This is a genomic window from Paenibacillus sp. 1-8, from assembly GCF_056316205.1.
The window spans coordinates 4,858,518-4,872,559 of the sequence record NZ_CM149995.1; the positions used below are offsets into that span (position 1 = coordinate 4,858,518).

At 38.7% G+C, this 14,042-nt stretch carries 12 protein-coding genes; all 12 read right to left on the reverse strand.

What is annotated here, in order from left to right; genetic code table 11:
- Positions 1-94 precede the first annotated feature (94 nt).
- Complete coding sequence (gene secA, locus AC0WRU_RS22370) at positions 95-2,545, reverse strand: preprotein translocase subunit SecA (RefSeq protein WP_476126344.1); 2,451 nt, start codon at positions 2,543-2,545, stop codon at positions 95-97.
- A 416-nt stretch (positions 2,546-2,961) separates the two neighbouring features.
- The gene (gene hpf, locus AC0WRU_RS22375; RefSeq protein WP_025684132.1) at positions 2,962-3,522 is read right to left on the reverse strand and encodes a ribosome hibernation-promoting factor, HPF/YfiA family; all 561 of its coding nucleotides are present in this window, start codon (positions 3,520-3,522) and stop codon (positions 2,962-2,964) included.
- 482 nt (positions 3,523-4,004) lie between these two features.
- On the reverse strand, positions 4,005-4,202 hold the full coding sequence (locus tag AC0WRU_RS22380) for a cold shock domain-containing protein (protein ID WP_013373372.1): 198 nt from the start codon (positions 4,200-4,202) through the stop codon (positions 4,005-4,007).
- A 354-nt stretch (positions 4,203-4,556) separates the two neighbouring features.
- Positions 4,557-4,895, reverse strand: coding sequence for a flagellar protein FliT (gene fliT / locus AC0WRU_RS22385; protein WP_476126345.1), 339 nt, complete (start codon positions 4,893-4,895; stop codon positions 4,557-4,559).
- 3 nt (positions 4,896-4,898) lie between these two features.
- A complete protein-coding gene (gene fliS, locus AC0WRU_RS22390; protein WP_476126346.1) occupies positions 4,899-5,291 on the reverse strand; it encodes a flagellar export chaperone FliS in 393 nt (130 codons plus the stop codon).
- A 21-nt stretch (positions 5,292-5,312) separates the two neighbouring features.
- A complete protein-coding gene (fliD, locus tag AC0WRU_RS22395; protein ID WP_476126348.1) occupies positions 5,313-6,812 on the reverse strand; it encodes a flagellar filament capping protein FliD in 1,500 nt (499 codons plus the stop codon).
- Between the two features lie 13 nt (positions 6,813-6,825).
- Positions 6,826-7,224 carry a flagellar protein FlaG gene (locus tag AC0WRU_RS22400; RefSeq protein ID WP_149095588.1) on the reverse strand — a complete coding sequence of 133 codons (399 nt, stop codon included), beginning with the start codon at positions 7,222-7,224 and terminating at the stop codon, positions 6,826-6,828.
- Between the two features lie 84 nt (positions 7,225-7,308).
- Positions 7,309-8,640 carry a hypothetical protein gene (locus AC0WRU_RS22405; protein ID WP_476126349.1) on the reverse strand — a complete coding sequence of 444 codons (1,332 nt, stop codon included), beginning with the start codon at positions 8,638-8,640 and terminating at the stop codon, positions 7,309-7,311.
- Between the two features lie 206 nt (positions 8,641-8,846).
- Complete coding sequence (locus AC0WRU_RS22410) at positions 8,847-9,854, reverse strand: hypothetical protein (protein ID WP_476126350.1); 1,008 nt, start codon at positions 9,852-9,854, stop codon at positions 8,847-8,849.
- A gap of 30 nt (positions 9,855-9,884) precedes the next feature.
- On the reverse strand, positions 9,885-11,024 hold the full coding sequence (locus AC0WRU_RS22415; RefSeq protein WP_476126351.1) for a DegT/DnrJ/EryC1/StrS family aminotransferase: 1,140 nt from the start codon (positions 11,022-11,024) through the stop codon (positions 9,885-9,887).
- Positions 10,985-11,995, reverse strand: coding sequence for a Gfo/Idh/MocA family oxidoreductase (locus tag AC0WRU_RS22420; RefSeq protein ID WP_476126352.1), 1,011 nt, complete (start codon positions 11,993-11,995; stop codon positions 10,985-10,987). The genes AC0WRU_RS22415 and AC0WRU_RS22420 overlap by 40 nt, the downstream gene beginning before the upstream one ends.
- Positions 11,996-12,009: 14 nt before the next feature.
- Entirely contained in the window at positions 12,010-13,899 is a 1,890-nt protein-coding gene (locus AC0WRU_RS22425; protein ID WP_476126353.1) for a glycosyltransferase, read from the reverse strand.
- Between the last annotated feature and the right edge of the window lie 143 nt (positions 13,900-14,042).

Here is a 14,042-nt window from a genome sequence, read left to right on the forward strand (position 1 = left end):
CACAAAATGGCCGACGGTCAGTTGGATAAACTGCCGCCTGCCATTATATGCATTACAGGAAATGAATGCTTCCCTAAATCCGTCCTTCAATCCGTTATCTTCTGCGCGGACGCGAAGGGGCGGATTTCTTTTTAGGAGCAGCAGGTTCGCCACTCGTCGAAATTTTGTCTTCGTCGATAACGGCCTGACGCTCTTGGTTGGATTCAATTTGCGCCTTCATGATGTAAGTCGCTACTTCCTCCTGGATGCTGGCGATCATGGCATGGAACATTTCAAAACCTTCAAACTGGTATTCACGCAATGGATCGGTACCACCATAAGCACGCAAGTGAATACCTTGACGCAACTGATCCATAGCATCGATATGATCCATCCATTTGCTATCCACTGCACGCAATACGATAACTTTCTCGAACTCGCGTACCATGTCTTCACCAATCGTCTCTTCACGTCTGTGGTATCTTTCCGTAACTTTCTCGAAGATCATTTCAACGATCTCTTCTTTTTCTTTACCCCACAGATCATCACGACTGATTGCATTTTCATCAAGCAGATTGCTGTTCACATATTCTGCCACTTCTTCAAGTTCCCAGTTTTCAGGAATGTCATCGCCGCAATGAGCTTCAACCACACGCTCAATGACAGGCTTGATCATGTCGAACACAACTTCTTTAATGTTCTCGGATCCCAGCACTTCACGACGCTGTTTGTAAATAATAGTACGTTGCTGATTCATCACGTCATCATACTGGAGAACGACTTTACGCTGGTCAAAGTTGTTGCCCTCAACGCGTTTTTGCGCCGATTCGATAGCACGTGTAATCATTCGGCTTTCAATCGGTTGATCTTCCTCGAAGCCCAAGCGCTCCATCATATTCAGCACGTTGTCTGCACCAAAACGCTTCATTAACTCATCGCCCAGCGATAAGTAAAATTGTGTGGAGCCCGGATCACCCTGACGTCCTGCACGTCCGCGAAGCTGATTATCAATACGGCGAGATTCGTGACGCTCTGTACCGATGATGTGTAAACCGCCAATACCCGATACGCCTTCGCCCAACACGATGTCTGTACCCCGCCCTGCCATGTTCGTGGCAATGGTTACTGAACCCGCTTCACCTGCGCGGGAAATGATTTCAGCTTCCTCGGCATGATACTTGGCGTTAAGCACTTTATGCCGGACGCCTTTGCGTTTCAGCATTTCGGAAAGAAGCTCCGAATTTTCAATAGAAATCGTACCTACCAATATCGGCTGGTTGTTTTTGTGGCGCTCCACAATTTCATCCACTACCGCATGGAATTTACCTTTTACGCTCTTGTATACTACGTCAGGCATATCCACACGCTGATTCGCCCGGTTCGTAGGGATCTGGAGAACTTCCAGACCATATATTTTTTTGAATTCTTCTTCTTCTGTTTTAGCTGTACCCGTCATACCCGCCAATTTGCGATACATACGGAAATAGTTTTGGAAAGTAATCGTCGCCAGCGTCATGCTCTCGTTCTGTACAACGATATTTTCCTTCGCTTCAATCGCCTGATGCAAACCATCGCTGTAGCGACGTCCGGCCATCAGACGGCCTGTGAACTCATCGACAATCAGAACTTCGCCGTCAGCTACGACATAATCCACATCCAGACGCATAATGGCGTTAGCTTTCAATGCCTGCACAATGTGGTGATTAATTGTCACACTTTCCTGATCGTACAGGTTCTCCAGTCCGAAGAAATTCTCAGCTTTGGATACACCGTTCTCAGTCAAAGCAACCGACTTCACCTTGATATCCAAGGTGTAATCTTCTTCAACATTCAAACTCTTCACAAAACGGTCAGCCGCAAAATACAGCTCCGTTGATTTTTGAGCTTGTCCTGAAATAATCAATGGTGTACGAGCTTCATCGACGAGAATCGAATCCACTTCATCAATGATACAGAAGTACAACGGACGTTGTACCATCTGTTCTTTATAAAGCACCATGTTGTCACGCAGGTAATCGAATCCAAACTCATTGTTCGTGCCGTACGTGATGTCGCAAGCATATGCAGCTTGTTTTTCTCCATGACCCAGACCGGACAAATTCAGCCCGACCGACATGCCCAGGAAGTTATAGACTTGTCCCATTTCTCCGCTGTCACGTTGCGCCAGATAGTCATTAACCGTAACCACGTGCACGCCTTTGCCCAACAGTGCATTCAAATAAACCGGCAGTGTTCCCACCAGTGTTTTACCTTCGCCGGTTTTCATTTCGGCAATTTTACCTTCATGCAGCGCAATACCGCCAAGCATCTGTACATCATAATGACGTTTGCCCAGCACCCGCTTGGACGCCTCACGGACGGTTGCAAAAGCTTCCGGCAAAATCTCCTCCGCCGTAGTTCCCTGCTCGATCCGGGCTTTAAACTCCGCCGTTTTCGCTTGCAGCTCCTCATCCGATAGCTTCTCGAAATCCGGCTCTAATTTATTGATCAGCTCAACCGTCTTCATTAAACGCTTGACGTCACGTTCATTTGTATCTCCAAAAATTTTCTTTACAATTCCTAGCATGGTTTACCCCTTTCACGCAAAACAATTAATAGAATCAATTTCACAATAAGAAAGGGTCCATGATGAAATTGATTCCCGATATGTTTGACAGGCCCGGCTATACCAGCCCATCGTGCGATGTTCTTTGCATAAATTGTAACAGTTTGTAGGACATGCCGCAACACAAGCCGCTCCCTGATTTGCATCCGGTTAAAGATACCAAAACAATTGACGCATGAAATACACATTTGGTTACGCTTATTTGCATCAAAATTTACATTTCATTTTCAGAAAAACATATAAAAGAGCCCTACCCCGCCAGGTTCGCAAGGATAAGGCTCGTCGTTATTTTCATTCTTCCCAATCTCCAATGAAGCATGCTTTCAATCGGGAACCCGCTATTCATTTTAAAACATGATAAGTTCCTGCCTTACAGATTATTCCCGTTCGATCAGGCCGTATTTGCCGTCATTGCGCTTGTAAACCACGCTGACTTCTTCGTTATCGATATTGGCAAATACGAAGAAATTATGTCCAACCATGTTCATTTGAAGAATGGCCTCTTCCACATCCATCGGTTTCAATAAGAAACGCTTGGTGCGGACGACTTCCAGCTCATCCAATTCTGCATCCTCATCTTCAGCAACAGCCACGCTACCTGCCGTCCCTTCCACAAAAAGGGTCTTCAAACTGCCTTCCTGACGGAATTTACGGTTCAGCTTGGTTTTATGCTTGCGGATCTGCCGCTCAAGCTTGTCTACCACGGCATCAATGGACGCATACATGTCGTCGCTTTCGTCTTCGGCACGGAGTACAAGCCCCGGCAAAGGAATGGTTACTTCTACAGTGTGCAAATCTCTGGTTGTGCTTAACGTCACACTTCCATCAGACGTCGGGGGTGCATCGAAATACTTCTCAAGTCTGCTGAATTTCTTATCAACGTAGTCCTTCAAAGCGTCGGTAACCTCGATCTGTTGACCTCGTACTGTTAAGTTCATAGGGCACGCCTCCTTTGCCCCTTCAGTATAGCACATATGTTAGCGCCAAGTAAAAAAACACCCAACATTTCGGAGCTATTTTACAAAAATCTTCTTTTTTCGATAAAACCCTTGGCGACTATCTCATCTTTTGAAAAAGATCATGTTTTAAAGAGACCTGCATACACATGTGAATAATGATAAAAAAGTTGCTCTGTTGCATCATGACATCTATATATTCTTGGCTTGATGCTCAGCTATTTCCTTCAACACCATTTTTGTGGAGATGGCTGACTTCGACGGTTCTGTAAAGTAGCTTTTCACCGTGCTGTGTATCGCCTAGCTCCTTACCATCGTGTAAGAGGCTTTTTTATGTTTTTATTGTACATCTGCTCATCTAGAAAACATAAAAAAGCCCTGGAATATATTCCAGGGCAGTTGCTAGCGCGTTATCCGTTGCTAACCATCTTACCAATTATGTAGGTCGGCTATGCCGGGGATGATTATAATTTGGTTACGTTAGCGGCTTGTGGTCCTCGTGCGCCTTCGACAATGTCGAACTCCACGTCTTGTCCTTCTTCAAGTGTTTTGAAGCCTTCTGTTTGAATTGCGGAAAAATGAACGAATACGTCGCCGCCATCAGCAGTTTCAATGAAACCATAACCTTTTTCTGCGTTAAACCATTTAACTTTACCTTGCATGCACTAACATTCCCTTCGTCATCAAATGAAGTGAGGCTCTCGCCTACAATTCCGACTATACCACCCAAGGTTATCCATTGTCAATTGGAATTGATAATGTTTTCATGCATAGTTATTCCATATATAATACAATGGGTAAATAGTCAACAACTTTGTTCTCTTGAACCATTAAAACTTGGGACTAAAGTAGACTTACTAATCATGTTTTAAACTACATTTTAGTGCCTGAAACGATAAATTGATAGATTTTTTTGTATACGCCCTTTGTTTTCGGTTAAAGTTATTAGAGGCTTTACAAATGTTAAAAAGCTCTCGTCCACACAATAAAACGTGTTGGGCGAGAGCTTTTTAAATTTATTTCCTACGATCCATCAGAAAGCTATCAGGCGTATAGTTAGATTCATAAGCACTGCGCTGCGATTTGGCCATATTTCGCTGGACAAGCCAATTTTGGGCTTCCTGTTTTAGCGATTGCATGTGCTGATTAATTATTGCATCATGGCTTAGAATAAACTCTAATTTCTGTTTTTGCTCTTCTGTCATGGGCGAATTTTCCAAGACACTCAGCAATTTATCCACCTTCATTTGACGAACTTCGACAAAAATCTCAACTTCCTCGTAATTTGTCTCATTCAGTCGAAGTATGAATTGTTGGGTTAGTTGCTCCAATTGGGATAAAGCTTCATTAATCATAGCTTACTGTTCCGAAGATAATGACATACCTACTGTCAGCTTGTTCACTTCAACCCAAGTTTCACGCAATTCTTGCAGATAACCAAGAACTTCTTCACCTGACTCAATCTTTTTCTTGATATTGGTTTGGATCAATAAATAGTTCATATACTCATATAAAGCATATAAATTTTTGGAAATGTCATACGAATGATTTAACGTTGACATTAGCTCGCTGATGATTGTTTGTGCCTTGCCCAGGTTCATGTTGGCTTTAGCAATATCATTTGATGATATTCCCTCAAGACCGGCCTTTACAAAGCGAATGGCACCATCGTATAACATAATAATGAGTTGCCCCGGAGTAGATGTCTGCACCGAAGACTGTTTATATTTTTCATAAGGAGATGAAATCAAAACTGATCACCCTTTTCTTTACTATTTTAAAAGACCTGTCAAACTGGACGACTGCGATTCATACTTACTCATAGCCGATTCCATGGCTGAGAACTGCTTGTAATAACGAGTTTCAGCATCTTTAAGCCTGCTTGTTAGATCTGTAATACGGCGATTATAGCTTTTTAATTGATCCCCCATTACACTTTCTGTTTTAAAGGTCATGCTGCCATTCGTATCAAATTTGGATGTACCCGCTTTTTTTACAAACATGTCTAACGTAGTATCAAGCTTACTTCTTAGTTCGCTATAGATCGGTTTACTGTTTACATCAGCAGACGAACCTTGGAATATATTCAAAACCTTTTCAGGATTTGTCGTTAAAGCAGCCTTCAGCTTTTCTTCATTAATCTGTAGTTTACCATTTTCGTAGTACTGACCTGTAGTAATACCAACTGAACTCAAATCACCTAACTTACTGGAAATAATCGTGCGCATAGAAGACACAGCAGAACTCAAAATGGAATCATTTTTGAGGAGGCCACTTTTGGCCTTTTCTTCCCACTGCTTAATTTCATCTTCTTTCATGTCTTTCCTCTGATCGGCTGTCAATGGAGGAAAATCACGGTACTTTTGTTCACTTAGTTTCGTATTAAATGTACTTAATAAATCGTTGTAGGTCTCTACAAAGGATTTAATAGTTTCCATAGCTTTTGTAGGATCTGATTGTGTTGTAATTTTAACTGGCCCCGTAGTCCCCGTAGTTTCTAACAGAGTGAGTTTCACTCCATTTACAACCAGAGAACTTCCATCAGGATTATAAGTTTTAGAACTCGAATCTGCAGTATTCGTTACTATAACTTCTCCTTTTTCAGCCGCCTTTACATCTGTAGAACTAATTTGGAATAAATCCATGAGCGTACTGCTTTTAGCCTGCTTATCGGCACCTGTTAATTTAATATTATTGCTATCCCCATATTCTTTAGCTGTAATGGAGAACTTGCCGCTGATTTCATCGAAGGTCGCTGTTACGTTCGCCCCTTCCGAATTGATACGGCCCATCACTGCAGATATTGTATCGGTTTTTAGAAAAGTGATTGTTTTGTCATTTATATTTAACTCATAAGTATCTGATGCACTACCACCTGCAATTTGCTCCAATGTTGTATTTTTAGTAGCATCTGCTGTACTACTTCCAGCAGTACGTAAGCCTGTAGAGGTTTGCATATTGGACTTTGTTGCTAACTTGTTAACGACTACAGACATAGGTGTAGAGTTAGCATCAGCATTCGCGTCTGCTTTAATAGCTGTTACATTACCAGTTATCGTCGATTTTTGAGTGTTCATAGCAGCTGACTGGTTCATATCCTTCATTTTTTGACTAAATTGTACGATTTTGGTGTTTAATTCACGATAGCTATCACGCGTCCACTCCAATGTCTGTTTCTGCTGATTCAGCTTGTTTAAAGGAACTCTTTTGGCAGTCATCATTGATGTGACCATACTATCTATATCCATTCCGGAGAAGCCATTTATACGCATCTAATTTGCCCCCTTATACTTTTTCATCGATAAGAATTCCTGCAATTTCCATCATCTTTGCTACTAAATCCAAAGTCTTTTCAGGTGGGATTTCTCGAATCAATTCACCTGTATCTTTGTTGAGAACTTTGACCAAGATCTGATGTGTCTTCTCATGCACACTCATTTCCAATGTGGTTGTGGGCCCCTGAAGAGCTTTGACTGCGCGGTCTATAGCACGGATAAGCTGCTCTTCTCCAAGAGGAATAGCAACCCCCTGCTGCTCCAATTTAGTTAGAGCTGATCCACTTTTAATGGCAGTTACTAATAACTCAGTTGTTTTGTTTCCAGCAGTGGAACCTTCACTAATTTGAGACACACCGTTCGCCTGTCCATTCATCTGATTCGTTGAAACTGAAAATTGCAGATTCATTCTTCCAACCTCCCGATGGCCTATTTATTATTTTATCGGTTGTGTAGAGTATATTGTGAAGAATATAAAACTATAATAGGTATATTAAAGACTATCTAATACTATATTCAGCATATTGGTAACCTTAATAGCACCCTTTTCATTAAGATGGTCCATATCTAAAAAATCAGACTCAACAAAGTCATCTGAATCAAATAAATCGACTAACCTAAATATGTGCGTACTAGCCAGACTATTCATAACTTCATAGAAAACAGCTTTAAATTCGGGATCAAAAAAGTTTTGGTAATATTCCGTCGCAGGGAACGCCACAACGATAGGAGTTATCCTTTCTTCGTTTAAATAATTGATAAGATTTTTCAAAACATTAGTATTCTCTTTTACAGTTTCATTATGGACTAATAATTGATTATGTTGTTCTGCTCTTTGTTGACCTGCTGCTACCTTTTGCGACAGATCCATGTCCTCCAATCTAATATTCCCGAGTAAGCTGAAAAATTCTCTGTTAATATTATTATTAAAGTATGAATCGTGTACAATTACTGCATCAACAATAGTTTGGTCTAATTTTATTTTATTGAATATAATATGATATAAAAAACTTAAATTATTATCAAAATTCATATCAGATGAGGTAACACTATCTTTTACTTCGAAATGGTGGGAATCCTTAAAAATAGGATAATAGACCTTGTTAATCCTATTCACAGCTTCTTTTTTACTTCTGGATAGATCATAGTGAAAACTGTAGTAGGACATACCTATAATACAGTATTTAATATTTCTACTATACTTCAAGGCCTCTTTCACGATTTTACGACTGTAGTAAAGATCCTGAGAAGCAAGAGACAAATTCAAAACACTTTTACCAAAACTGCGTTCACTAAGCCCAAACATTGAATAAGACGATCCTGCTGCTAAAATTTCTGAATCAGTATTTTCCTTAATATTTTTGGATAAATAGTAGTAGTCATAATTACTATAATATTTCCGATTCACAAAATTACCAATCAATTCCTGGACCAATTTTTTATAACTAATGACTTCGTCAAAACTAGCTAGCAAACCAGCTAGTTCTTCACTTACATCATCCACATTTTGAATCAAAACATTATATTTGACCTCTCGCTTCTCAACCATTTCCTTTAAAAAGGGTAACGAACTTTTATCATTTGAGAAGAACCCTTTAAATACTGTATTTTCTTCATGGAAACATTCGCTTATAATATTTTGATCATCTTGTCCTAAAAAATAAATATTGATTCGATGTTCATTTTTTAGAACTTGATAAAACTCACTGCATTTAAATATAACTCCTTGATAGAGTGAAATCATTTCTTCTCGTGTATACTCACCATTACAATACTCAATAAATGTAGTGACCCTCTCCGTTAGTTGTTCGAACTCTTGGTACATTAAATATTTTTGGCTTCCAATAATGAATTCAACCAGGATGTTAATACAACTAAATATTTCTTCATCACTACTCAGTCCAACCATTTCATTTCTAAGTACATTTAGCTTCTCAATATCGTTATAGTAATCAATTACATCTATTCCATTTTTTGCATTAATAGTCCTTCATCTCCTTAAGACTTATCCTATTTTTTAACTTGCAGGTTCTATTGTTTATTCAAATTTCCACTATCATTTAACATATAGTGACTTTCACACTGGGGACAAATCCAGACTGAAGGTTCTTTTGCTGGATATAAATCATTTCCACAAGTACATAACCATCCGATTGCTCTTGCTGGAACACCAACTATCTTCTGATGAGCTCTCACTGACCTCACTATAGCCGCATGAGCTCCTGCATAGCTATAATCTGCAATAGTTAAGAGTTGGTTTACTGAAACCTGTATACCCAACCATACACTTGAACCTATGGATACTCCTCCTGCTACCACTACTCCTCCAGCAATCATCGTTCTCTTACCAATACAAGCAGAATGCGCTATATATACATGATTATCTATTTTTACTTCACTACCAATTGTTGTAAATTCCCCGAATAGACCTTTATCAATCGTCACACATGATCCAATTTCAACATCATCAGAGATATAGACACCACCCACATGCGGAATAACTTTCCTCTTTCCACCTATATCTTTCACTTGAAATCCATTTCCACCTATAACTGTGTTGGGTTTTATAACGACCCGATCACCCAAAATAGTGTTAGGCATGATAACTACGTTATCCATTATTACGCAATCATTCCCAATAGCGACTGATTCTCCAATCACCGCTGTCTTTGCTAAAAAAATATTAGCTCCTCTTCGTTCTTCTACAACTTGAAATGTATTTTCATGAACAAAATACATAAAAATACGATAGAACAACTTCTCAGGATCCTCATCTGTTACTAAATAGCTTTTTGCTGAACTGTAAGTTCTCAATTTCACTAAGGAATCATGAACAATGCAAGCTCCAATGCTAGAATTATTAAATTGTTCTACATACACTTCTGAATTAGTATAGCTTAGCTGCATTTGAGGCATATTTGTCCTACTGGTTAAATTACCAAATCTCGAGATAGGGATATCGTCTCCTAAAACTTTGCAATCAAATTGTTCCGCTATAGAAGATAACAATATGGGGTCCATACATAATTCAATTTCCATTTAAGATCACCCTACCATGCTAAATTTCAGTTATACAGAAAAGTTATTAATTGTCTGAACTACATACTCAAGGTCTTCCATAGACAGTGCAGGATTCACAGGAATAGACAGAACCTGCTCTGATAGTTTATCTGCTGTAGGACATGAATACTGCTTTTGCTTAACAGATGCCAAGTACTCTTTTATGTGCAATTGCTTATGGACTGGTAATTGATAATGAATGCCCGTCCCAATTCCTTTTTCAGTTAAATAGTTTACGAGTTGATCTCTATAAGTAGTCGTTATTGTGAATTGATGAAACACATGATGTGAATACTCATGAACAAATGGTAACGTAACCAGATTGTTGTGTATATTGGAGAAATAATATTCCGCATTTTTTCTGCGAGCAGAATTCATTTGATCAATTTTTTTGAGTTGCTCAATACCGATAGCTGCCGCAATATTAGTCATTCTATAGTTATAGCCAAGTACTTCATGCACATATCTTTGTTTTGAACCATGATTGATTAGTAATTTACTAGTATCCAAGAACTGCGTATCCTGAGAAACAATCATTCCCCCTTCCCCAGTAGACATGTTCTTGGTAGGATAAAAGCTAAACGTGCCGCCACATCCAAATGTACCTACTGGCTTGGATTGATAAGTTGCACCATGGGCTTGAGCACAATCTTCAATAATAGTTAAATTAAATTCTTTAACTATTTCAGCTATTTTGTCCATTTCGCAAGATTGTCCAAACAAATGAACAAGCAGAAGATATCTTGCCTCAGGGAAATCATTGGCTGCCTTACGTATAGCTTCTGGTGATATATTAAAACTGGCCTCGTCTACATCTACGAAAACAGGGACTGCATTGCAATATAATATAGCATTACTAGTTGCTACAAAGGTGAATGGAGTTGTAAGAACCTTATCCCCTGGCTTTACGCCTGCAGCCAATAGGGCAACGTGCAAAGCTTCAGTACCATTGGCAACCGCTGCTGATCCTGTATAGCCAAAATGCTCTGAAAACTCTCTCTCAAATTGGTAAACCGTCTCTCCCTGAGCTAACTGTCCACTTTCCAAAACTCGAGTTACGGCCTCAATTTCTTCTGTTCCCACCGACGGCTTTGCTATGGAAATATGTCTCATATCGTTATATTCAGCTCCTGTTCTTGTAATTCCCACGATTTTGAAACCTCTGTTGTCGCTTTTTGAATTTCTTTTACTATTTTCAAGGCTTGGAGACCTGCAGTTCCACCGGTTTGGGGAGCAACCCCAGTTTGTATAGACTTAATAAAATCATTTATTTCCATATGCAGCGGCTCATGATTAGCAACCAAGACTTTCGCAGTAATTTGCTCCTGTGTATATTTATGATCAAAGCCTGTTTGAAATAAGTCCACTCCTACTGATGTTCTACGGGTTAGATATAGCTTACGCTCTAAAAGATCTGCCTCAATTAACTTCTCGGGCATAATGATTCTCCATGACCTTATTTTTTGCTCAGTAGCGCGGCTTGTAGTTATGCTAATAAGAACACCACTTCGACTTATAAGTTGTGCATTTACTAAATCATTCCTATTAGAATGAACACATACGCCTTGAGCAGATGTAACCTGTACAGGTTCATTGAGCAAATAGTATAATAAGTCGATGTCATGAATCATAAGGTCAGATATCACATCTGTATCAAAGATTCGAGGATCAAAAGGGCTTTCCCGATGAATATCTATATAGACAGGCTTTTTACCATTAAGTAGCTTCTTCAATTCTGTCATGACAGGATTAAAACGCTCAATATGCCCAATAGCCAGTCGACTACCCGTTTTCTCTGATATTCCAATAAGCATCTCAGCATCGCGGATCTCTTGAGTAATGGGCTTTTCCAAAAGAACATTTACATGATTTTCGAGAAAAAACTTAGCAATCTCATAATGCGTACTTGTTGGTGTTACTATACTTACTGCATCAACTTTTCCTAGAAGTTCTCTGTAATCTTTAAACCCTTCCACACTAAAAAATTTTTGCGCCTGCTTTATTCGTTCTTCATCAATATCTACCACGCCAACTAAATCCACATTAGGATTATGGTATAAGTTCCGTATATGATGAAGACCCATATTACCTGTACCAATGACAGCAACTCTAACTTTCATTTCCCTCACCTTCCTTAGTTAGCTATTTCATGAACCCACAAACAAAGTGGAAATTTATTTTTGATACTATCAACAATATTCTTCATCATTTCCTTATCTTCTAATTGCTCGTACAAACGGTAGCTTCTTTCATAAGAGCTGTATTCAGGGGAAAGATCTAATAGCTTTGTATAAAGAAGCTGTGCATCTTCCAGATAACCAGAATTCAAACAAGCATCCCCCAATAATCTTATTATTTTCTCATCAGTAGGATTAACCTCGAATAATTTAACTAGAAGGTCAATAGCTACTTCATTAAAACCATACCTCATCATTTTTTCTAAAGTATTATATTTAAGTTCTAAAGAACCCAACCAAATATACTCTAGAATACTTTGGAAGATTTCATACTCTTGGAGTACCAACAAGCGATCAACTAATTTTTCTAGTATATTTTCCAAGTATGTTGTAAATTTCGGTGTATCTATTGCGTGATTTATAATAATGCTTCGAAGCACCTTTGCTTCTTTTACACTTAAATTCAAATAAGATTTGGATAATTGGAAAAGCTCAGAATCCTTGAGAATTAGTGCAAGTAGCAAAATATCTTCACCATTCTCCACATCTATATTTTCCATTCCTAACCACATTAATTTTGCTTTGTCGTATTGCTTATCGTACTGAGTTGCCACCACCAGAACATTATCTTCGGGATTGATTTTATAGTCACTGAGATATCTGTTCAATATAGGATGCCGTAAAGCATAAAGCACTTCAAGTAAAACCTTAAGCTCTTTAATGGCTGAGATACGATATATCTGATTAAAATTCTGATAAACATCAGTCAGTGGGATACTCGCCATGGTCACTATCTCAAAATATTTTGCAATTCCAGCCATAAAGTCTTTTTTTATTCGAACGCATTCAATGATGTGTTCATAGCTTAGCGAAAGGCGATAATTTTTCTCATTCAATTCTGCCAATCTATAATATGCCATGAAGCCCCCATTGCCCTCAGTTATTGTTATTCCTTGATCACCGAGTTGTAAACAAGTTTTTAAAGCTGCTATAGCATCTTTATAGTAATGAACCTCCGAGAACACCAGTGCTTGGGTGTGACGTAAATCTGTTTCATTGGGATACAGAGCAGTAGCATCATTAAGTATCTGTAAAGCCTCAAACTCTCTTTTTAAAGAAACTAGGCAGTGGCTTAAATTGGTCAAAAGATCAGACACAATAATTAAATTTGTACTTAATGGATACGCCTTTTTAAAATATTGTATAGCCTTTTCGTGCTCCCCAACCCACTTATAAGTTCTGCCCATATTAAACAAATTATAAGCATTGGGATTTTCCTTTACTTCCTGTAGCATTAAAGGTAAATTTCTTTTTTGTTTATCTCTGTCTTGCATCATTTCATCTGTGTACCCTGTATGAAAAAGAAACGATTTTCCGAAATTGCTTGTAAATCCCTTCTTATCCTCGTCTAAATTATTTAAATGCTCATGCAGCCGATTGCGATAAAACAATCCCCTAAAATTAGCGAAAAGTCGTATAGAGGTATGCTCTATTTTTTGACCCTGAGAAAAAAAGTTATGAACTTTCAGGAAATAATAATCACATTCTGAACTTACATCCGCTTTTAGGTCTGAGCTCTCATCCAAATATTCATCTGCATCCATAATCAAAATATAATCTGATGTCGCATATTTAATCGCTTCATTTCTCGCAGCAGAAAAGTCATTAACCCATTTAAAGTTATAAACTTCATTTGTATATTCTTTCGCTATATCCACCGTCGCATCGGTCGAACCTGTATCTACGATTATGATTTGATCCACTTTGTCCTTCACACTATCTAGGCATCTTCTTAAATACTGTTCCTCATTTTTTACAATCATACATAATGCAATTGTTTTATACATATATCAGAATTTCCTCTCACTAAAAAAATAGTTATCGTTACTCCTTATATCGGTCATATTTAGATGAGTAATTAGTTTAGAAGGCATAAAAAAAAGAAAAACCCCCATCTAAAAAAGATGAAGGTTCTCGATAGTCTAAAGAT

Bases quoted from the DNA above. Each gene is read 5' to 3' on its own strand.
- secA (WP_476126344.1), bottom strand. From the start codon at position 2,545: ATGCTAGGAATTGTAAAGAAAATTTTTGGAGATACAAATGAACGTGAC.
- hpf (WP_025684132.1), bottom strand. From the start codon at position 3,522: ATGAACTTAACAGTACGAGGTCAACAGATCGAGGTTACCGACGCTTTG.
- AC0WRU_RS22380 (WP_013373372.1), bottom strand. From the start codon at position 4,202: ATGCAAGGTAAAGTTAAATGGTTTAACGCAGAAAAAGGTTATGGTTTC.
- fliT (WP_476126345.1), bottom strand. From the start codon at position 4,895: ATGATTAATGAAGCTTTATCCCAATTGGAGCAACTAACCCAACAATTC.
- fliD (WP_476126348.1), bottom strand. From the start codon at position 6,812: ATGCGTATAAATGGCTTCTCCGGAATGGATATAGATAGTATGGTCACA.
- AC0WRU_RS22400 (WP_149095588.1), bottom strand. From the start codon at position 7,224: ATGAATCTGCAATTTTCAGTTTCAACGAATCAGATGAATGGACAGGCG.
- AC0WRU_RS22405 (WP_476126349.1), bottom strand. From the start codon at position 8,640: ATGTACCAAGAGTTCGAACAACTAACGGAGAGGGTCACTACATTTATT.
- AC0WRU_RS22410 (WP_476126350.1), bottom strand. From the start codon at position 9,854: ATGGAAATTGAATTATGTATGGACCCCATATTGTTATCTTCTATAGCG.
- AC0WRU_RS22420 (WP_476126352.1), bottom strand. From the start codon at position 11,995: ATGAAAGTTAGAGTTGCTGTCATTGGTACAGGTAATATGGGTCTTCAT.
- AC0WRU_RS22425 (WP_476126353.1), bottom strand. From the start codon at position 13,899: ATGTATAAAACAATTGCATTATGTATGATTGTAAAAAATGAGGAACAG.